This window comes from Parvibaculum sp. (assembly GCF_045863935.1).
GTDB lineage: Bacteria > Pseudomonadota > Alphaproteobacteria > Parvibaculales > Parvibaculaceae > Parvibaculum.
In genome coordinates this window covers 41675-61848 of sequence record NZ_BTVP01000002.1, presented here as the reverse complement: position 1 = coordinate 61848, position 20174 = coordinate 41675, and the positions used below count along the sequence as shown (strand labels likewise).

17 protein-coding genes are annotated in these 20174 nt (G+C 63.2%); 6 read left to right on the top strand and 11 right to left on the bottom strand.

Features of this window, described 5'->3' with window-relative positions:
• The first annotated feature begins 37 nt into the window (after nucleotides 1-37).
• Complete coding sequence (locus tag ACKUUH_RS01545) at nucleotides 38-2008, top strand: cellulase family glycosylhydrolase (RefSeq protein ID WP_407948084.1); 1971 nt, start codon at nucleotides 38-40, stop codon at nucleotides 2006-2008.
• On the opposite strand, the gene ACKUUH_RS01540 is transcribed toward ACKUUH_RS01545, so the two are convergent.
• The 7 genes from ACKUUH_RS01540 to ACKUUH_RS01510 form a co-directional block, all read right to left on the bottom strand.
• Entirely contained in the window at nucleotides 1995-2789 is a 795-nt protein-coding gene (locus tag ACKUUH_RS01540; RefSeq protein ID WP_407948083.1) for a DNA-binding transcriptional regulator, read from the bottom strand. The genes ACKUUH_RS01545 and ACKUUH_RS01540 overlap by 14 nt on opposite strands.
• A 75-nt stretch (nucleotides 2790-2864) precedes the next feature.
• Nucleotides 2865-4979: a S9 family peptidase gene (locus ACKUUH_RS01535; RefSeq protein WP_407948082.1), complete on the bottom strand. Its 2115-nt coding sequence runs from the start codon at nucleotides 4977-4979 to the stop codon at nucleotides 2865-2867.
• 8 nt (nucleotides 4980-4987) lie between these two features.
• The gene (gene msrB, locus ACKUUH_RS01530; protein ID WP_407948081.1) at nucleotides 4988-5401 is read right to left on the bottom strand and encodes a peptide-methionine (R)-S-oxide reductase MsrB; all 414 of its coding nucleotides are present in this window, start codon (nucleotides 5399-5401) and stop codon (nucleotides 4988-4990) included.
• A gap of 193 nt (nucleotides 5402-5594) precedes the next feature.
• A complete protein-coding gene (locus ACKUUH_RS01525) occupies nucleotides 5595-6047 on the bottom strand; it encodes a MaoC family dehydratase (RefSeq protein ID WP_407948080.1) in 453 nt (150 codons plus the stop codon).
• Between the two features lie 111 nt (nucleotides 6048-6158).
• Complete coding sequence (locus ACKUUH_RS01520; RefSeq protein WP_407948079.1) at nucleotides 6159-6638, bottom strand: OmpA family protein; 480 nt, start codon at nucleotides 6636-6638, stop codon at nucleotides 6159-6161.
• A gap of 62 nt (nucleotides 6639-6700) precedes the next feature.
• Nucleotides 6701-6970 (bottom strand): hypothetical protein, encoded by a 270-nt coding sequence (locus tag ACKUUH_RS01515; protein WP_407948078.1) that lies wholly within the window; start codon nucleotides 6968-6970, stop codon nucleotides 6701-6703.
• Nucleotides 6971-7089: 119 nt separating this feature from the next.
• Nucleotides 7090-8646, bottom strand: a complete 1557-nt coding sequence (locus tag ACKUUH_RS01510; protein ID WP_407948077.1) for an AMP-binding protein — start codon at nucleotides 8644-8646, stop codon at nucleotides 7090-7092.
• A gap of 245 nt (nucleotides 8647-8891) precedes the next feature.
• On the opposite strand from ACKUUH_RS01510, the gene ACKUUH_RS01505 reads away from it, so the two are divergent.
• Nucleotides 8892-9797, top strand: a complete 906-nt coding sequence (locus tag ACKUUH_RS01505; protein ID WP_407948076.1) for a crotonase/enoyl-CoA hydratase family protein — start codon at nucleotides 8892-8894, stop codon at nucleotides 9795-9797.
• Between the two features lie 177 nt (nucleotides 9798-9974).
• On the opposite strand, the gene ACKUUH_RS01500 is transcribed toward ACKUUH_RS01505, so the two are convergent.
• A complete protein-coding gene (locus ACKUUH_RS01500) occupies nucleotides 9975-11222 on the bottom strand; it encodes an MFS transporter (RefSeq protein WP_407948075.1) in 1248 nt (415 codons plus the stop codon).
• Between the two features lie 238 nt (nucleotides 11223-11460).
• Here ACKUUH_RS01500 and ACKUUH_RS01495 point away from each other — a divergent pair, with 238 nt between their 5' ends.
• Complete coding sequence (locus tag ACKUUH_RS01495; protein ID WP_407948074.1) at nucleotides 11461-12954, top strand: flavin-containing monooxygenase; 1494 nt, start codon at nucleotides 11461-11463, stop codon at nucleotides 12952-12954.
• 53 nt (nucleotides 12955-13007) lie between these two features.
• Here ACKUUH_RS01495 and ACKUUH_RS01490 read toward each other — a convergent pair whose 3' ends face one another.
• On the bottom strand, nucleotides 13008-14267 hold the full coding sequence (locus ACKUUH_RS01490) for an MFS transporter (RefSeq protein ID WP_407948073.1): 1260 nt from the start codon (nucleotides 14265-14267) through the stop codon (nucleotides 13008-13010).
• A gap of 106 nt (nucleotides 14268-14373) precedes the next feature.
• On the bottom strand, nucleotides 14374-15045 hold the full coding sequence (locus ACKUUH_RS01485; RefSeq protein ID WP_407948072.1) for an NAD(P)H-binding protein: 672 nt from the start codon (nucleotides 15043-15045) through the stop codon (nucleotides 14374-14376).
• Nucleotides 15046-15182: 137 nt separating this feature from the next.
• Here ACKUUH_RS01485 and ACKUUH_RS01480 point away from each other — a divergent pair, with 137 nt between their 5' ends.
• Entirely contained in the window at nucleotides 15183-16385 is a 1203-nt protein-coding gene (locus ACKUUH_RS01480) for an ATP-binding protein (RefSeq protein ID WP_407948071.1), read from the top strand.
• Here the strand turns inward: ACKUUH_RS01480 and ACKUUH_RS01475 are convergent.
• Complete coding sequence (locus ACKUUH_RS01475; RefSeq protein WP_407948070.1) at nucleotides 16382-17602, bottom strand: citrate/2-methylcitrate synthase; 1221 nt, start codon at nucleotides 17600-17602, stop codon at nucleotides 16382-16384. The genes ACKUUH_RS01480 and ACKUUH_RS01475 overlap by 4 nt on opposite strands.
• A gap of 173 nt (nucleotides 17603-17775) precedes the next feature.
• Between ACKUUH_RS01475 and ACKUUH_RS01470 the strand changes: the two genes are divergently transcribed.
• Nucleotides 17776-18927 carry a citrate synthase/methylcitrate synthase gene (locus tag ACKUUH_RS01470; protein WP_407948069.1) on the top strand — a complete coding sequence of 384 codons (1152 nt, stop codon included), beginning with the start codon at nucleotides 17776-17778 and terminating at the stop codon, nucleotides 18925-18927.
• 172 nt (nucleotides 18928-19099) lie between these two features.
• A complete protein-coding gene (locus ACKUUH_RS01465) occupies nucleotides 19100-20146 on the top strand; it encodes a DUF2332 domain-containing protein (RefSeq protein WP_407948068.1) in 1047 nt (348 codons plus the stop codon).
• Nucleotides 20147-20174: the final 28 nt, after the last annotated feature.

The window sequence follows — 20174 nt, the reverse complement described above, 5'->3', positions numbered from 1 at the left end:
CGCTATCCTCGTCTGCAACAAATTCAGGGAGGATCGAATGGCATTGCCGCGTCTCGAAATCGATGGGGAGTGGTTCCGGGACACAGAGGGGCGAACGCGCCTCCTGCGCGGCGTCAATCTCGGCGGCGACTGCAAGGTGCCCTACACGCCGAACGGGCACACCCATATCCCGACCGATTTCGCCGATCATCGCACCGTCTCCTTCGTCGGGCGGCCTTTCCCGCTCTCGGAGGCGGACGAACACCTCGCGCGGCTCAAGGCCTGGGGCTTCAATTGCCTGCGCCTGCTGACAACATGGGAAGCGGTGGAGCATGAAGGCCCCTTCCGCTACGACGAGGCCTATCTCGATTATTTCGCCGCGCTCTGCCGCAAGGCCGGCGACTACGGCATGTATGTCTTCGTCGACTTCCATCAGGACGTCTGGAGCCGCATGACCGGCGGCGACGGCGCGCCCGCCTGGCTCTTCGACGCCGTGGGCCTCGACTTCACGAAGTTCCACGCCGCGGGCGCCGCCCATGTCATGCAATACAAATACGACCCCGCGCGCGGCGGCCGGCAGGAAGAGAACTATCCGACCATGACCTGGTCGCAGAACTACAAGTATCCCGCGAACGCGATCATGTGGACGCTCTTCTTCGCGGGCAACACCTTCTGCCCCGACTTCCTTGTGCAGGGCCGCCCCGCGCAGGATTTCCTGCAGGAACATTACCTCGGCGCGATGGAGGCCGTCGCGGCACGCGTAAAGGACCTGCCGAACGTCATCGGCTTCGACTCGCTGAACGAGCCGGGCTCGGGTTATGTCGGCCTCTCGCTCAGCTATCGCCATCTGGGCCCGAGCGAGAAAAACCCCTTTCCCGCGCGGCCGGGCCTTGCCTGGTCGCCGCTCGACGGTTTCGCCGCCGCGCGCGGCCTCGCGCGTGAAATTCCTGAAATGGGAATCGACTGGGAGGCCCGCGCCGTCGTGAAGAAGCGCGACGTGCTCGTGAATGGCGATGGCGTTTCGATCTGGAAGCAGGGCCACGCTTGTCCCTTCGAGCGCGCCGGTGTCTATCGCCTTGCTGGCGGCGAAATCGAGGCGCTGGACGAGGAGTTCTTCGTCGCGCGCAACGGGCGCCGTTTCGAGATGGAGAAGGATTTCATGGGTCCGTTCTTCGCGCGCGTCGCCGAGCGCGTTCGCGCGATCAACAAGGACTGGCTGCTCTTCGCCGAACTTGATCCGGGCTCGGGCCTCGGTCATGGCTTTCCGCCCGATACGCCGGAGCGCACCGTGAATGCGAGCCACTGGTACGACATCGTGACGCTCTCGACAAAACGCTTCGACTTCCCGGTCAAGATCAATCCCTATACCGGCCGCACCACGGAAGGCGCGGATGCGATCGAGGCGTCATATGTGCGCCAGCTCGGCCGCCTCAAGGATGCCTCGAAGACGCTGAACCGCGACACCGGCGCGCCTGCGCTGCTCGGCGAATTCGGTATCCCCTTCGATCTCGACGATGCGGCGGCCTACAAGGCCTGGAACGCGGGCGACCGCACCGAAGCGCCGTGGCAGAAACACATCATCGCGCTCGACCTCATGTACAACGCGCTCGACCAGTTGCTCATGAACTCGACGCAATGGAACTACACCGCCTCGAACCGCAACGATCAGGCAGTCGGCGATGGCTGGAACCAGGAAGACCTCTCCATCTACAGCATCGACCAGCGCGTCGATCCCTCCGACATAAACAGCGGCGGCCGCGCGCTGAAGGGTTTCGTGCGGCCCTATGCGCGCGCCGTCGCGGGCCGGCCCCTCAAGATGAAGTTCAAGCGCGAGACGGGCGCCTTCCGTTTCGTCTACGAGGCGGCAGGGAAGGGCGAGACCGAAATCTTCGTGCCCCGGCTGCAATATCCCGATGGCTATGACGTGGAGGTCGAAGGCGGCGAGGCAACGCGCGACGAGGAAAACCAGAGCCTCCTCGTCCATGCCATCGGCTCGAACAAGGTGGCGGTCACGATCACGCGGCGTTGACGGTCATCCGCTCATGCGCGGCGGCAATCGCCGCCGCCGCCTGACGCATCGGCGCGAGATAGCGTTTGACGGCTTCTGCCTCGTTCATCGTCGAGCCGATATAGCGCATGGTGATGCAGGCGGCGGCCTTCTCGCCCTCCATGATGGCAACCGCAAGGCCCATCGATGCATCGCCGCGCATCGGCGCCGTCGTCGCATATCCCCGCTTCCTGATCCCGGCGAGCATGGACGACACGTATTTCTCGTCGCGGGCCTGCGCATTGATCGCCGCTTTCGAACTCCTGAGCATGGCGAGGAGAAGGCGGCGTTCCTCGTCCGGGCAGAAGGCGAGATAGGCCCTGCCGAGCGCCGAGAGCAGCATGGACAAGCGCCGGTTGAGCCAGTCTGGATCGGTGCTGAACGGGCTCTCCTGCCGCGTGGACATGCGCACCAGCATGGCATCGCGGTCGAGCGTGGCGAGCGCCACCGGCCATTTATGTTCGGCGGTCAGCGCCGAGAGGAAGGGCCGCGCCGCCTCGACCACGAGATCGCCATGCCGGAAGCCGCTCGAAAGCCGCAGCACGCGCTCGGTGAGCGTATAACCGGCGGTGCGCGACACGCGGCGCACATAGCCGCCCGCGATCATCGTATCGAGCAGGCGTACCAGCGTCGGCTTCGGCAGGCCCGTCTCCGCGTGCAGGCGCGTCAGCGTCGCCGTGCCGGCCGCGTTCAGCGCCTCGAGCACGGCGAGGCTGCGCAGCACGGGCTGCACGCCTTCGATGTCAGGTTGTGAGCGCGGCATCGGCCTCCTCCGCTTTACGGGGCTATCTTAATTCCGCAAGACGGAATCGCCAAACAGCGCGCGCCGGCTCGGGATTCAGGCTTTTCCCGTCACGGCGAGCGCGAAGGCCTGCACGCGCGCGACTTCCTTCAGCCGCTCGAAGCGTCCCGAAGCGCCGCCATGTCCCGCATCCATGTTGATATGGAGCAGCGTGATGCCGTCATTCGCGCGCGCCTCGCGCAACTTCGCCACCCATTTCGCGGGCTCCCAATAGGTGACGCGCGGATCGGTCAGCCCGCCCAGCGCGAAGATATGCGGGAAGGCCTGGGGGCGCACATTGTCGTAAGGCGAATAGGAGGCCATGTATTCGTAGGCCTCGCGGCTTTCGATCGGGTTGCCCCATTCGTTCCATTCCGGCGGCGTCAGCGGCAGCGACGCATCGAGGATCGTCGCCAGCACATCGACGAAGGGAACTTCCGCCACGATGCCCTTGAAGAGGTCCGGCGCCATGTTGGCGACCGCCCCCATCAGCATGCCGCCCGCGCTGCCGCCATGCGCGACGATATTGCCCCGCGCGGTGAAGCCTTCCTTCGCCAGATGCTCGCCCGCCGCAATGAAATCGGTGAAGGTATTGCGCTTCTTGAGAAGCTTTCCTTCCTTGTACCAGCGATACCCCTTCTCCTTGCCGCCGCGAATATGCGCGATCGCATAGACGAAGCCGCGATCGACGAGCGAGAGCGCGGTCGTCGAGAAGGAGGCCGGAATGCTGATCCCGTAGGAGCCATAGCCATAGAGCAGGCAGGGCGCGCTGCCGTCGGGCGCGAGCCCCCGGCGGTAGACGAGCGATATCGGCACCTGCTCGCCGTCCGCCGCCGTGGCGAAGATGCGCCGCGTCACATAGTCCGCCGGGTTGTGTCCCGAAGGCACTTCCTGCCGCTTGCGGAAAGTCCGCTCGCGCGTTTCGAGGTCGTAATCGTAGACTTCCGCCGGCGTCGTCATCGAGCTGTAGGAAAAGCGCAGTCGCGTCGTCTCGTATTCGAAGCCCGCGCCCATGTTGAGATCGTAGGCTTCCTCGTCGAACGAGATCTCGTGTTCCGCTCCGTCCGCGATCCGGCGCACCGCGATGCGCGGCAGCCCGTCGCGGCGTTCGAGCCGCACATGGAAGTCGCGATAGGCGCAATGGGCGAGGATCAGCGTGCCGGGCCGGTGGGGAACGAGGTCGCGCCAGTTCTCGCGGCCGGGCGCCTCTTCCGGCGCCTCCACGATCTTGAAGTCCTCCGCGCCCTCCGCATTGGTGAGAATGAGAAAGCGGTTCCGCGGCGCGTCGTGTTCGACATCGTATTCGACGCCGTCCTCGCGCGGCGCCACGAGCTTCGGCGGCGTTTCGGGGGCGTCCGCCGGGATCAAATAGATCTCGCTCGTCTGATGGTCATGGGCGGAGATGACGAGCCACTTGCCGCTCTGCGTCTTGCCCACGCCGACGAAGAAACCTTCATCCTTCTCCGCATAGACGAGCTTGTCCTCGCTTGCGGGCGCGCCCACCACATGCCGGAAAACCTTGAGCGGGCGGTGCTCTTCGTCCACCTGCGTGTAGAGGAAGCTTTCGCCCGTTGCGTCCCAGGCGATGCCGGGCGACGTGTCGGGCACCTCGTCGCCGAGGTCCTTCCCCGTTTCGAGATCGCGCAAGCGGACGGTGAAATATTCCGATCCCTTGCGGTCGGCCGACCATGCCGCGAGCCTGTGCGTCGGCGCGTGGTCCACATCGCCGATCTTGAAATAGGCTTCACCCTCCGCTTCGCGGTTCGCGTCGAGGATCACCTCCTCGCCGTCCTTCGCGTCGCCCCCTTCTGCATCACGAGGCCGGCGGCAGAAAAGCGGATGCTGCGCCCCTTCCACGAAGCGCGTGTAATAGGCAAAGGGCCCGTCGGGCGAGGGCACCGAGCTGTCGTCTTCCTTGATCCGCCCCTTCATCTCGGCAAACAGCGTCTCGCGCAATTCGGCAACAGGCGCGAGCGCCGCGTCCGTATAGGCGTTCTCGGCTTCGAGATAGGCCCGGATGTCCTTGTCGAGCACGTCGGGATCGCGCATCACCTCGCGCCAGTTCTCGTCGCGCAGCCAGGCGTAATCGTCGATGCGGCGGATGCCGTGATGCGTGTCGGGCGCGGGCCGTTTTTCGGCGCGCGGCGCGGTGGCGGGTGGCGTGAGTTTCATATGGTTGGTCAGTCGGCGTCCGGCCTGAAATCCAGCGCATGCCCGTTGGTGCAGTAGCGCAGGCCCGTCGGCTTCGGTCCGTCCGGGAACACATGGCCGAGATGCGCATCGCATCTGGCGCAGAGGATTTCGATGCGCCGCATGCCGTGGCTGACATCTTCCTTCGTGGCGATGGCGCCCGGTTCGATCGCGTCGAAGAAGCTCGGCCAGCCCGAGCCGCTTTCATATTTCGTGTCGGAACGGAAAAGGTCGGAGCCGCAGCAGACGCAGACGAACGTGCCCTCTCGCTTCTCGTCGAGCCACGGGCCGGTGAACGGACGCTCGGTCGCCGAACAGCGCGTGACCGCATACTGCTCCGGCGTCAGCTTCTGCCGCCACTCGTCATCCGCCATGTCGGGCTTGCCGGATTTGATGTCGGTCATGGAACCTCCCGGAAAAGAACGCTGTCGCGAATATCTATATGGGCTGCGTGACGCCGCCGGGCAACCGGCCTCTCTTCCCACCCTCCCCTCGGGGAGGGTCAAACGGCCCGACCTGCAGCTTGCCTGCAAGGACGGACAATGGCGGGCCGTTTGGGGCGGGGGAAACGAGCATCCCCCGCCCTCGAAATTCGCCTTATTCGAAAATCAGGCTGATCGTTTCGGCAACCATGGCAGGCCGCTCATTGCCTTCGATTTCCATCGTCACTTCATTGATGATCTGCGTGCCGCCGGCCTTGGGCGTCGCATCCTTCAGCTTCACGCGGCAGCGCACGCGGCTGCCCACGGGAACCATGTTGGTGAAGCGCACCGAGTTCGAGCCGTAATTGATGCCGCGCGTGGCGCTCTTCACGGTGCTGATCTTGCCCATGAGATAGGGCAGGAGGGAAAGCGTCAGGTAGCCATGGGCGATGGTGCCCATGCCGAGTTCCTTTTTCGTGCGCTCCGGATCGATATGGATCCACTGGTGGTCGCCCGTCGCGTCCGCGAAAAGGTTCACGCGGTCCTGGTCGAGCGTGACCCACTCGCTGACGCCGATTTCATTGCCTTTTTCGGCGACGTAGTCAGCGACCGTATCGAAAACGCGCATAGTCTGTCTCCATTCCCTGTCTGGTAATTTGGTGCGGCCGGGCCGCCGGATCGGGGGCTAAAGTTAGCCGCCCCGGCTCCGTAGCGCCAACTCATATTCCGGGCAGGGTCCTTATCTCGAAAGCCGGATGCGGACGCGCCGGTCCTCTTTCGCGTCCCAGGTCAGCGTTTCCTCGAGCCAGCCCCAGGCCTCGCCTTCCGAGTTGATCGCGATCCTGGAGGCGGGCCAGCCCAGCGCCTCGAACTCCCTGGCGACGTTGCGTGCGCGCTTGCGCGACAGTTCGGCATTGGCTGCGGCATTGCCGGTCTTGCTGGACTTTCCGAACAGGCAGATCTGCTGCGCGTTCTGGCCCTTGGCGAATTTATAGATGCGCTCGAATTCCTTCTGGTATTTCGGGTCGATGCGGCTCGAATTCGTATCGAAATACACATAGTAATTCTTGTCGAACGCCTTGTTCGACTTGCCGAGATTGCGGCACTGGTGCCCCTGCGTGTGCATCTCGGATGTCTGCGCGACGGCCATGCCGCCAAAGGCAAGTGCCCCCAGAGCCAAAATCCCGGCCATCGCCAGCCCGCGCATCGTCATGCCCATCTCAGCCTCCATGCAGGTGAATCGCTTCAATCTAGAAGATAGTAGACTGAAAAACGCTTTCTCTAGCAAAAGGTCCAGCTAGTTGATTGCATGTCGATTGAGCAAAGTGGATCATCGCCGCTTCGCCATGGGCGCAATTTATAGGACTTGGCTTCAATACGAATTTCTAAATTTTGGTCGGAGCTGGAAACGACTGTTGCCCCGACGCGGTTGTTGTCGGCGAACTCGATAGCAATCGTGTCGTCAGCCTTAGGTTGCGTTTTACCCTCAATTCGGATTCCCGCTCCAACATCAATGCTGCTTCTCGACATGAACGCATTGTATTGAGTCATGACTAAATCGCCCCTCATTCTCTCATAATTTATGTCTCCAAACATCTATGTTTAATACGAAATAAAAAGGGGTGCCCAGTTTTTTTGGGCACCCCAATGGAAATCACAACATTGCGCTACTAGACGATCTTGCTGTCCCGGTTGCCCCAGTAGCGGTCGCGGATCAAGCGCTTGTAGAGCTTGCCCGTCGGATGGCGCGGCAGTTCTTCCTCGAAATCGATCGAGCGCGGGCACTTGATGGCCGAGAGGTGCTGCTTGCAGAACTCCATGAGCTCCGCCTCGAGCGCGGGGCCGGCATCCGACCAGTCGATCGGCTGCACCACCGCCTTCACTTCCTCGCCGAAATCCTCGTTCGGCACGCCGATCACCGCAACGTCCGCGACGCGCGGATGCATGACGAGGATGTTTTCGGCCTCCTGCGGATAGATGTTCACGCCGCCGGAGATGATCATGAAGGCCTTGCGGTCGGTGAGGTAGAGATAGCCGTCCTCGTCCACGCGGCCGATATCGCCGAGCGTCGACCAGTTCGGGTGCTGCGGATGCCGCGACTCCTGCGTCTTCTTCGGATCGTTGTAATATTCGAACTTGCTGTCGCTCTCGAAATAGATCGTGCCGGACTGGCCGACCGGGATTTCGTTGCCTTCCTCGTCGCAGATATGCGCGATGGCGTTGAGCGGCTTGCCGACGGAACCCTTGTGCGCCAGCCATTCTTCCGAATTGAGCGCGGTGAAACCGTTGCCTTCAGAGCCCGCGTAATATTCGTAGATCACCGGGCCCCACCAGGCGATCATCTGCTCCTTCACAGGGATGGGGCAGGGCGCCGCGGCGTGAATCGCGACCTTCATCGACGACACGTCGTATTTCAGGCGCACATCTTCCGGCATCTTCAGCATGCGCACGAACATGGTCGGCACCCACTGGCTGTGCGTGGCCTTGTATTTTTCGATCAGCCGGAGCGACTCTTCCGCGTCGAAATGCTCCATCACGATCACAGTGCCGCCGAGGCGCTGCACCGTCATCGACCAGCGCAGCGGCGCGGCATGATAGAGCGGCGCGGGCGAGAGATAGACCGTGTTGGCGTCCATCCCGTAGAGCAGCATCGCAAGGCCTTCGAGCGCCGTATCCTCGTCGAAGGCGCCGCCGGTCAGCGGATGCCGGACGCCTTTCGGACGTCCCGTCGTGCCCGACGAATAGAGCATGTCCGTGCCGGCCGTCTGGTCGGCGATCGGCGTCGTCGGGAATTTCGCGCGCGCGTCCTCGAAATTTTCGTACCCGGCAATGGCGCCGCCCACCGCGAACTTGCGTTCGATCTTGTCGGGCATGTGGCCGTCTTTCAGCAGCTCTTCGGCCGTCGCCGAGACCGCCGCGGAGGTGAACAGCATCCGCGCGCCGCAATCCGCGATGATATAGGCGACCTCGCCTGCCGTCAGGCGCGACGAGATGCAGGTGTAGTAGAGCCCTGCCCGCTGCGCCGCCCAGCAGATCTCGTAGTAGCGCGCGTTATTGTCCATGAAGATCGCGATGGCGTCGCCCGGCTTCAGGCCCGCATCCCGGAAGAGATGCGCAAGCTGGTTGGAGCGCTCGTCGAGCTCCTTGAAGCTGACGCTTTCGCCCGTCGCCGCCATGATATAGGCGGGCTTGTCGGGCGTGGTCCTGGCATGGGATGAAGGGTGCATCGCTGGTCGTCTCCCGGGCATGAAACTGAGAGGCGGAGCTTTTGCCCCGCCCGGATTTCGCTTTTCTGCGAGTCCATTGTTATATCTGGACCCATGAGATTCCGGGTCCATCCGGCGCAAACACACAGCAAGATGACGTGCTCGTCAACTTCCTTCGCCGCGAGTGAGGTTGACGCAGCGGCGCCGCCGGGTGGGCTGCACAGAACAGAAATTTTGGTAACGGCACCAGACAGGGAGCGAAACGAATGGCCTACGAGACGATAAAATACGAGGTGGCGGACAACATCCTCACCCTCACGCTGCATCGCCCGGAGAAGCTCAATGCCTTCACCGGCCAGATGATGTCCGAGCTGATCGACGCCTTCGACAGGTCGGATGCCGACGATAACGTCCGCGCCGTCATCGTCACGGGCGAGGGCCGCGCCTTCTGCGCCGGCGCCGATCTCTCGGCGGGCGCCAGGACCTTCGACTATGCCGCGCGCGAGGACCGTCCGGAAAAGGCCAACACGCCCATCATGGCGAATGGCGAGATCGACTGGAGCCATGAAAGCGTGCGCGACGGCGGCGGTCGCGTCACCTTGCGCATCTTCGACAGCCTGAAGCCCGTCATCGGCGCGATCAACGGCCCCGCCGTCGGCATCGGCGTCACCATGCAGCTTCCGATGGACATCCGTCTTGCCTCGGAGAACGCGAAATTCGGTTTCGTCTTCGCGCGCCGCGGCATCGTGCCGGAAGCCTGCTCGAGCTATTTCCTGCCCCGCGTCGTCGGCATCAGCCAGGCGCTCGAATGGACTTATTCGGGCCGCGTCTTCGGTGCGGAAGAGGCGCTGAAGGGCGGTCTCGTCCGTTCGATCCACAAGCCGGACGATCTTCTTCCCGCCGCGCGCGAACTCGCCCGCGAGATCGTCGACAACACCGCGCCCGTTTCCGTCTCGCTCACGCGCCAGATGCTCTGGCGCATGCTCGGCGCGGATCATCCGATGGAAGCGCACAAGATCGACAGCCGCGCCATCTACGCGCGCGGTGCGAGCGCCGATGCGAAGGAGGGCGTCATGTCCTTCCTCGAGAAGCGCGCCGCGAACTATCCCTGCCAGGTGTCGAAGGATATGCCCTCCTTTTTCCCCTGGTGGAACGAACGCAAATACGAATAGGGGATAAGTCGCCTCAACGCGAAACGCCGCTTCCAGGCACTTGTCCCCGGAAGCGGCGTTTTCGTTTTCGGGAGGGCAGGTCTCGATGTGTTTCGTGACGTTTCGATGACATTTCGATGACAACCGGCGCCCTTTATCCCCGGAAATAAATAATCCCCCGGTTTTCCGGAAGGTAGATCATCCGTGAGCGGATTGATTTGGCTTCGGTGCTTCGATCCGCCAGAGCGGCGTGAGAAAGAAGATCGCCACCCACAAAACGAGCATCAGCGCGCTCGGAACCAGCACCGCGTCGAGCGGCCCTATCCATGCAATCAGGAAACCGATCAGGACCGATCCGATCGGCCCGCCGCCCATCGTTCCGAGGTTGAAGCCCGCAAGCATCCGTGCACGGAGCGCATCGGACGCACGCTCCTGCACGATTGCACGCGACTGGCCCATCGAGACGCCCGCGGCAAGCCCCCAGCAATGCGCAAGCAGGAACACGCCCCAGATCGGCGGCTCGAAGTGAATGAAGACCATCACCACCGCTCCCGTGCACATGGCGAGCATGATCGCGCGGCCCTGTTTGTGGATCGGACGAAAGCGCGACAGCACGAAAGACGAAATGCCGATGCCGCCGAAGAAGGACATGAAGACGAAGCCGATCTCGCGCGAACTGCCGTGATAGACGTCGCGAATGAGGATCGGAAACAGAACCATGAACACGCCCATGAAGAGGATGCCCGAGAAGAACATCAACAGCAGCACGGGTCGGATGCGTTCGTCGTTCCACACGGCGGCGAGGCCTTCCTTCACATCCTTGAAGGGCTGGCGGCGTTTCTCCGCGCGTGGCGAAGGAGGCGCTGGCTCGAGGCGCGACGTCGTGAAGGCGGCAAAGCCGAGCAGCGAACTCTGCAGGATGAGCAGCGGCCAGGCGCCGATATATTCGGCCGGGCTGCCGAGTGCGTAGCCACCCACTTGGCCGAGAAATTGTCCGCTCATGGCAAGCGCCACGGCGCGCTGGATGTTGCCGCCCATGCTCTGCGTTGCGACACGCGAGAGCATGGAGTCGCGCGCGGGCATGATGTAGCCGCCGAGCGACGAGAGCGCGAGCACGTACAGGATCATCAGCTCGTAGAAAAGTATCCCGTTATAGATGAGGAGTGCGAGCACGAGCGGCGGCAGCATCGCGATCGCTTGCAGGCGCATGAGGTGTTTGCGCAGCTCCGCGCGGTCCGCCGCCGCACCGCCGAACAATCCGAGCAGCAGCATCGGCAGCATGGAAAACATCTGCGCGATGCCGACGCGGTCAGGGCTTTCATGCAGCACATAAGCGATGATCCAGGGAAACAGCACGCCCTGAATACCGCCGGCGAGGAAGTAGCTCCACAGTCCGGCCATGTACCATCGATGGTCGGTCCTGTGGTCGCGTGCCGGCGTCGTCATTCCTCCGAATCCTTCACGGTAATTTTGGTTCGGAGACCTTACTACACTTGCCTCGGGTTCCCGTCTCTTCGTCGCCATTCATGCGATGATGTGCAGTCCTGTTCAGGCGGACTTGCGAAGCTTTGAAGGGCTACTTACTTCCATGTAAATTACATGGTGCATTTTGCCGCACCAGCAGGTAGAAAATCGGCAGGAAAAACTTGTGTGACCCGACGTCAATCTGGAGATCGGTCGATCCATGACGCTTGAACATTTCGACATGCTCATTGTCGGCGCCGGCCTTTCCGGCATTGGCGCGGGCTTTCATTTGCAGAAAAATTGCCCCGGCAAGAGCTACGTCATCCTTGAGGGACGCGAGCGCAGCGGCGGCACCTGGGATCTCTTCCGTTATCCCGGCATCCGCTCCGACTCGGACATGTACACGCTCGGCTATTCGTTCAAACCCTGGACGGAAGCGAAGGCGATTGCGGATGGTCCCTCGATCCTGAACTACGTCCGCGAGACGGCGCGCGAGAACGGCATCGACCGTCACATCCGCTTCGGTCACATGGTGAAGAGCGCATCCTGGTCGAGCGAAGATGCGGCATGGACCGTGGAAGCAGAGCGCGGACCCGAGAAGGAGAAGGTGCGCTTCACCTGCAACTTCCTTTTCATGTGCAGCGGCTACTACGATTACGACCAGGGCTACACGCCGGAGTTCCAGGGCGTCGACCGCTTCCGGGGCCGCGTCGTGCATCCGCAGAAGTGGCCGGAGGAGCTCGATTATTCCGGCAAGCGCGTCGTTGTCATCGGCAGTGGCGCGACGGCCGTCACGCTCGTGCCCGAAATGGCGAAGGACGCATCGCATGTCGTGATGCTGCAGCGCTCGCCGACCTATGTGGTCTCGCGCCCCGCCGAAGACGGTCTCGCGAACTGGCTGCGCAGCAAGCTGCCGCCGAAACTCGCTTACGGCATCACCCGCTGGAAGAATGTGCTGCTCGGCATGGCCTTCTTCAAATATTGCCGCGCGAAGCCGGAGAAGGCGAAGCAGATGATTCTGCAGGGCGTGCGCGAGCAGCTTGGCTCCGAGTTCGTCAAGAAGCACTTTACGCCGGCCTACAATCCGTGGGATCAGCGCCTCTGTCTCGTTCCGAACGGCGATCTCTTCGACACCATCAAGGAAGGTCGCGCTTCGGTCGTCACCGATCACATCGACACCTTCACCGAAAAGGGCATTCTGCTGAAGTCGGGCAAGGAGCTTGAGGCAGACGTCATCGTCACGGCGACGGGCCTCAACCTCAAGGTGCTCGGCGGGCTGCAGCTCAGCGTGGACGGACGTCAGGTCGATCTGTCGGACACCATGAGCTACAAGGGCATGATGTATTCGGACGTGCCGAACCTCGCTTCGGCTTTTGGATACACAAATGCGTCCTGGACGCTGAAATGCGATCTGACATGCGAATATGTCTGCCGTCTGATCAATCACATGGATGCGACGGGAACGCGGCAGGCGACACCGCGCCTGAAGGACGGAACGGTCGAGGAAGAGCCCTGGCTCGATTTCACCTCCGGCTATGTGCAGCGGTCGCTCGACAAGTTCCCCAAGCAGGGATCGAAGAAGCCCTGGAAGCTCTACCAGAACTACGCTCTCGACATCATGGCGATGAAGTTCGGCAAGGTGGATGACGGCGTGATGGAGTTCGCAAAGCCTTCCGCACCTGCCCGCGGTGAGCCGGAGCGTCTGGCGAGTTGATTTCCTGCGAGAGCGAAGCTTTGAACGGACCGGCCTGATCGCCGGTCCGTTTTTTATTCGGACTCCGCGCGGTAGCTCCAGATCGGCGTCACGAAATAGAGCAGTGCCAGTATGCCAACCATGATGGTTGCGGGGATGAGCACGGCATCGAAGATGCCAAGCCAGCCGACCATCAGTCCCATCATCAGCGATCCGAGCGGTGCGCCGCCGGAGAATCCAAGTTGATAAGCCGCGAGAACCCGCGCGCGATGATTCTCGGATGCGGCAACCTGCACGATGGTGCGGCCCATGGTCATGGTCGTGCCGGCGCCCATGCCCCACCACAGAATGAGCACACAGAGCAGCCAGAACGGCATGTGGAAATGGAAGAGGGCCAGAATGATGAGGCCGCTCGTGAGCGACGCCATCATGATCCGCCCGCGATGACGGATATGGCCGATCCGGAAAAGCGCGAGGTTGGCGATGATCGTGCCACCCCAGAAGCAGATGTTGATGATGGCGAAGTCGCGTGTGAACTCCTGATCGTTGCTCTGATAGATGTCGCGCAGCATCAGCGGCAGTACGACGAGGAAGCTGCCGACATAGAAGAGGCCGACCGCGAAGTTGAGCGCGATCACCGTCGCGACGATCGGTGTCCGCGCAGCGGCTTTGATTCCGTCGGCGATCTGGACGAAGCGGTTGGCGGCAGACGCCGTGTTCGTTGGCGGCAGCGGCTCAAGGCGTGCTGAAGCCCCGAACCCTGCGAGCATCACGATGGCCTGGAAGAGGAGGAGTGCCGGTGTACCGGTGAAGGCGGCAAGCCCCGCGATCAGCATGCCGACGAGCTGCGATCCCATTTGAACGCCCATGGCGAGCGTCACCGCCCGCTGAATGTTCGCGCCTGCGACACGCGTCAGGGCGCCGTCGCGTGCGGGGATGGCGAAGGCGCCAAGCGTTCCCATTGTCAGCGCGTAGACGATCAACGCGCCATAGGTGAGGTTGCCCGTCATGAAGATCAGCGCGAGGACGAGCGGCGGTACGGTCGCGAAGAGATGCACGCGCACGAGAATGCGTCGCGCATCGCCGTGATCGGCAACCGTTCCGCCGAGCAGCATGAAGGCAAGAGAGGGGATCATGAGCGACATCTGCGCGATGCCGACGCGGGCCGCCGGCTCGTGCAGTACTTGCGTCACGAGGTAGGGAAAAATGACGAACTGGATGCCAAGGCTGATGAACCAGCTCGCCTGCCCGCCGAGATAGAGACGCAGGCGCAATTGTCTTGCAGTCCTGTCTCCAGCGTTATCTCCCGGCGGCGCTGTTACGGGTGCGGTCATGCCCAATGTCCCGGTAACGGACGACGAAAATCTCCGCGGCGAACGGCCATTGCCGCCTCCTCCCAAGGTCAATTCATTTTTGGAACCTTACCACAGGCCGCGGGAATTAAACCCCTGCCAGACGGATCATCGCGTCATAGGTATGGATGTGGCGGCCGGTAAGAGTCGAGGCTGCGGCGCTGCGCATGGCCCTTGCCACCGTTTCCGCGGCGATGGCCCGATAGGCGCGCGCAGGGCCCAGCATCAGCGCATTGATGAAAGGCGAGAGCTCCATGCCGATCTGCTCGAGCAGGCGGCGCTCGGCTCGCTCGCCAAGAAGGATTCCCGGACGGAAGATATGCAGTGCTTCGAAGCCGACGGCCTCGACGTCGCGTTCCGTCTCGCCTTTCACCCGCGAATAGAAAATCGAGGAATCGGGATCGGCGCCGATGGCGGAAACGAGCATGAAGCGTTTCGCTCCGGCGGCTTTCGCTGCGCGCGCAAAGGCGACGATGTAGTCGTGATCAACCTTGCGGAAGGCGTCCTGACTTCCCGCAACCTTGATGGTTGTGCCGAGCGCGCAATAGGCGTCCCCCGCCGCGATGTCTTGAAGCGCGCTCTCCGCAGTGTCGAGCTCTGCGACGACAACATCGAGCTTCGGTGAGGAAGGCTCATGGAGCGGCCGCCGCGTCAGCGCGACGATCCGCGAACAGGTTGCGTCGTCGATCAGTTGACGGATGAGATGTCCGCCGACGAGTCCCGTGGCGCCTGCAACGAGGGCCGTTCTTCCTTCTGTCATCGTTTCCCGGCTTTCATCTGCTTCATGACACTTTCATGAAATCTATCCCGGAACCGCGCAGCTTTCAGCCTCCGTTAAGCGCCTTTGTACAATAAGTGAAGCCGCGATTTTTGTAGCTCGTCAGTTTTGGTATTTGCATGACACCTCCTGCCGCGCGCGACCTTGCCATCCACGTGGTACCCGTCTCACCAGATACGGCCTGCGCGTCCGTATTCGACCGCCTCCTGTCGGAACCGGAAACGCGGAGCATTCCCGTCGTCCGGAATGGGCGTCCTGTTGGTCTCGTCAGCCGCAAGAACTTTCTCATCACCTATGCCCGCATGTATGGCGCCGAGCTGTATGGAAAGCGGCCGGTTGCGATGCTGATGGAACGCGATGTTCTGATCGTCGATGCCGGCACGAGCTGCGAAACGATCAACACTCGCGCCCGAAACGCATTCGGAGACATGCGCATGCGGCCGTTCGTAGTGACCGAAAACGGGACCTATGCGGGCATCGGCGATGCGGCCCGGCTGATGATGGTGATGGCTGACCTGGCCACCGCGCGTGCGACCGCACTCGAAGAACAAACCCGCCGCGCTGAAGCGGCAAGTGCCAGCAAGACGCAGTTTCTTGCGAGCATGAGCCATGAGCTGCGCACGCCTCTGAACGCCATTATAGGCTTTGCCGACATGATGCGGCTGAGAACACTGGGCGAGGTGCAGCCTCCGCGCTACCAGGAATATGTCGAGGACATCCACAAGAGCGGTGTCCATCTTTTGAACATGATCAACGAGCTGCTCGACATGGCGAAGATCGAATCCGGCCATGTCGAACTGCGCGAGAGTGTGTTCTTTCCAATGGACGTCGGATTGGACGTGCTGCGTATGCTTCGCCCGTCAATCGCGGATGCGGAGTTGCAGCTTCGCGTGACGCTCGCGGAAGGACTGCCGCCGATTTACGCGGATCAACAACAGATACGCCGTGTTCTGATCAATCTTCTCTCGAACGCGATCAAATACACCCCGGCCGGGGGAACGGTGACGCTTTCGGTTTGCGTCTGTGGACCGGACGACGGATGCGGCGCGGAGGGCATGTTGCTGACGGTCGAGGATACGGGGATCGGCATCCCCGCGGAGAAGCTTGAGAAGGTCCTCGAAGCCTTTGAGCAGGTCGAAAATTCGTTCACCCGCACGCGTTCGGGCACGGGGCTCGGCCTCGCGCTCACCAAGGCGATGGTCGAAGCGCATGGCGGCCGTCTCTGGCTCGAAAGCGAGCTTGGCAAGGGGACGAAAGCCCATGCCCTGCTGCCATCCTCGCGCATCGTGACGGAAGCGCCGGCGCGGCGAAGTGCAATCTAGCGCGGCGCTTCGCCGGTATAGCGCGCGCGGGGACGGATCATCAGGCCCGTGCGGTATTGCTCCATCGCGTGACCGATCCAGCCTGCCGTGCGGCCCAGCACGAACATGCTGAGGCCCGCACCGCGGGGCAGGTGCAGCACGGCGCCAACGGTGGCGATCGCGAAATCGATATTGGGCTTGAGGCCACCCGCCTCCTCCATCACGCGGACGACGCGCTCGGCGCGTGCGAAATTGGCGTCGTCGCCATATTTTTCTCCAACCATTGCGAGCAGCGCCGCCGCGCGCGGATCGCCGTCCGGATAGAGCGGATGACCGAAGCCAGGCACCGGGTCGTTGTCCTTAAGTCTTTGAAGTACCGCATCTTCCACGTCCTGACGGTTCGCCATGTCGAGGAGCAGGCCCTCGACGCGCCCCGACAATCCGCCATGGCGCGGCCCCTGAGCGGCGCATATTCCTGCCTGCACCGCGCCATAGAGCGTTGCGCCGGTGCCGGCGACGCAACGCACCGTGAAGGCGGACGCATTGAGCTCATGATCTGCGGAGAGGACGAGGGCTGCGCGGATGAGTTCGGAGGCTGGCTTCTCGCCTTGCGTGAGCGCACGGGTCAGCACTTCGTGAACCGGCTTGTCGCTTGGGGTCTCGCCGGAGATGACGGCGGCGACATAGCGAAGGAGGCGCGCGCCGGTGGCGGCGAGGCCGCGATCCGTCATGTTGTAGACGGCCGCATCCTCCAACGCTGCCTGTGGTAGGAGCGACAGGCAGCGCTCGATGCGGGGCACCAGCGAAAGCGAGGCGGCAAGCGCCGCGAGACGCCCGGAAGGATGGAAGACGGCGTCTTTCGTGAAGGGCTGAAAGTCCCGGCACCCCCAGAGAAGGGCGGCGACCTGCTCGAGGCTCGAACTCCTGGCGAGCGCCGTCGCATCGGAACCGCGATAGTGGAGACGCCCGTCCGCGATCAGCGTGATCGCAGAATCGAGCACAGGCTGGCCGAAGCTGAGCGTGCCCGGCGCGCCGCTAACCTCTTGATTTTCCAACGATCTTCGTCGCTTGAGGGCGCGCACATCCTCCGCGCGGTAGCGCTTGGCGCGGCTCTCCGGCACAGGTTCGGAGCGGATGAGATCGCGGCTTACATAGGCGTAGAGGGTGGGGAGCGAGATGCCGAGCTCGGCCGCGGCCTCACGCGCGGAAAGGTAGAGATTCTCGGGATTTTCGGCCATGGCGCGCTCTTTTCTATATATTGATTATCTTAATCAAGATTGACCGACAATCAACCTGTCTCCAGCTTGAAGGGCAAGGAGGCCCCCGCATCGCGCGGGGCCTGCGCCGGGAACGAACCGCCAACCCATTGGAAAGGCGCGATTTTCCGTGCCCGATGAAAAGGAGACATGAAATGTCAGGCAACGTGACGCTGAAGAGCGAGACACCCCGCGTGAGCGCGAGCGGCCTCGACAATGTGGTGGCGGCGGAGACGGCGCTGAGCCATGTGGACGGCGAGGCGGGGCGCCTGATCGTGGCGGGCTATGAGGTCGAAGAGCTTGTAAAGGCTCATGATTTCGAAGGCGCGGCGGCTGCCCTCTGGACGGCGGCGGGGCTCGAACCGGCGCCGTCGGAGGCGGAGGTGCGCAAGGCGCTCGGACGGGCGCGCGAGGTGGCATACGGGTATATCCCGGCGCTTCTGTCATCGAAATGTCATCGAACTGTCACGGAAGGTCTCCGCACCGGACTGTCGATGCTTGCTGACGAACCGGACAAGCACGCGGCGGACCGGGATATCCCCGCCCATATCCGCGCCCTCGGGGCGGCGGCGGTGATGACCGCGGCGCTCGTCCGCGCGGAAGCGGGGAAATCCCCGGTTGCGCCGGACGCCCGGGCCGGTCACGCCGAAGATTTCCTCCGTATGCTGAGGGATGAGGTGCCTTCCGCAGCGGAGGTGGAGGCCCTCAACGCCTATCTGGTGACGGTCATGGACCACGGCATGAACGCCTCCACCTTCACGGCCCGGGTGATCGCCTCCACAAGGGCGGGCACGATCTCGGCGGTGGTCGGCGCGCTCTGCGCGTTGAAGGGCCCGCTTCATGGCGGCGCGCCCGGCCCCGTGCTCGACATGCTGGACGAGATCGGGACGCGCGAAAACATCGAGCCCTGGCTGCAGAGGGAAATCGCCGGCGGTTCGCGGCTCATGGGCTTCGGCCACCGCGTCTACCGTGTGCGCGACCCGAGGGCGGATGTCTTCAACAAGGCGGTGACGATCCTGACGAATGGCAACGAGCGCGTCCGCTTCGCGCGCGAGGTGGAAACCGCCGCGCTGAAGGCGCTCCGTGCGGCGAAGCCCGGCCACCGCATCGACACCAACATGGAGTACTACACGGCGGTGCTGCTGGAGGCGCTCGGCATTCCGCGCGACGCGGTGACGAGCGTCTTCGCCATGGCTCGGATCGCGGGCTGGACCGCGCATGTGATGGAACAGGAGCGCGTCGGCCGGCTCATCCGCCCGCAGTCTTCCTATGTCGGCGACTGGCCGGAAGGCGAGGCGGCGGCTTGAGCGCCGGTCCTCCTCTCCCTCCCCGTCATGCCCGGACTTGATCCGGGCATCCAGGGTGGGGAACCGAGATCGATGCGACGAAAAAGAGTCTTTCGAAGAATGACGCCGCTTGCGCGGCTGCTGGATTGCCGGGTCAAGCCCGGCAATGACATGTAGTTTGGAGAATGTGGAAATGAGTTCGAGCGATCATCGCATACGCGACGACTTCCAGAGACAGGCGCTTGCCTGCGAGGCGCTGGGTTCGCCTTTCACTTCGCGCGTCTGCCGCCTTCTCGGCGAGCGGTTGAGCGGCACGTCGCATTTCGGTGCGCGCGTGCTCGGCTGGCAGGGCAGGCCCGACAGCGATGCGCTCCCCTTGCGCGCGGCGGGCGCCTTCCATGCGCTGAAGCGGCAGGGCGTGGCGGAACTCATTGCCGCCTATCCGCCGAACGAAGTGGATGACGGGGCGCTGTGGCGCGCGCTCGAAGCGGCGATCGCAGGCCATGACGATTTCCTGACGCGCTTCCTCGACAGCGCGCCGCAGACGAACGAGGTCTCGCGTTCGAGTGCGATCCTGGGCGCGGTGCTGCACATCGCGAAGCGGACCGGGCATCCGCTCGACGTATATGAGATCGGCGCGAGCGCGGGCCTCAATCTCGGTTTCGATGCATATGCCTATGAGCTCGGGTCGGCGCGTTGGGGCGACGCGGCGAGCCCGGTGAAGATCGTCTCGGAATGGCAGGGGAAGCTGCCGCCGCTCGACGGGGAACTGCGCGTCGTTTCGCGCAAGGGCTCGGACCTCAATCCGCTCGATGCGTCGGATGAGGGGCAGCGCGAGCGGCTGCTCTCCTATATATGGCCGGACCAGACGGCGCGGCTGGCACGGATCGAGGCGGCGCTCAGGGAGACGGCCCACATGGGGGTGAAGGTCGAACGGGCGGATGCGGCCGATTGGGTCGAGCGCGAATTCGCCGCGCCGGGCGTGGAGGGCAGGGCGCGCGTGCTGATGCACACGATCATGTGGCAATACATGCCCCGCGAGACGCAGGCGCGGATCGAGGCCGCGATGGAACGGGCGGGCGCGGCGGCGACGAAGGATACGCCGCTCGCCTGGATATCGGTCGAAGCGGACGCGAAGGCCGCGATGTCGGCGAGCGTAAGGCTTCGGATGTGGCCGGAGGGCACGGACGAGGAACTCGGCCGCGCCGATTTTCATGGACGGTGGGTGAGGTGGGGGTGAGGGCTGGCATGGCTTCATCACCGAACCC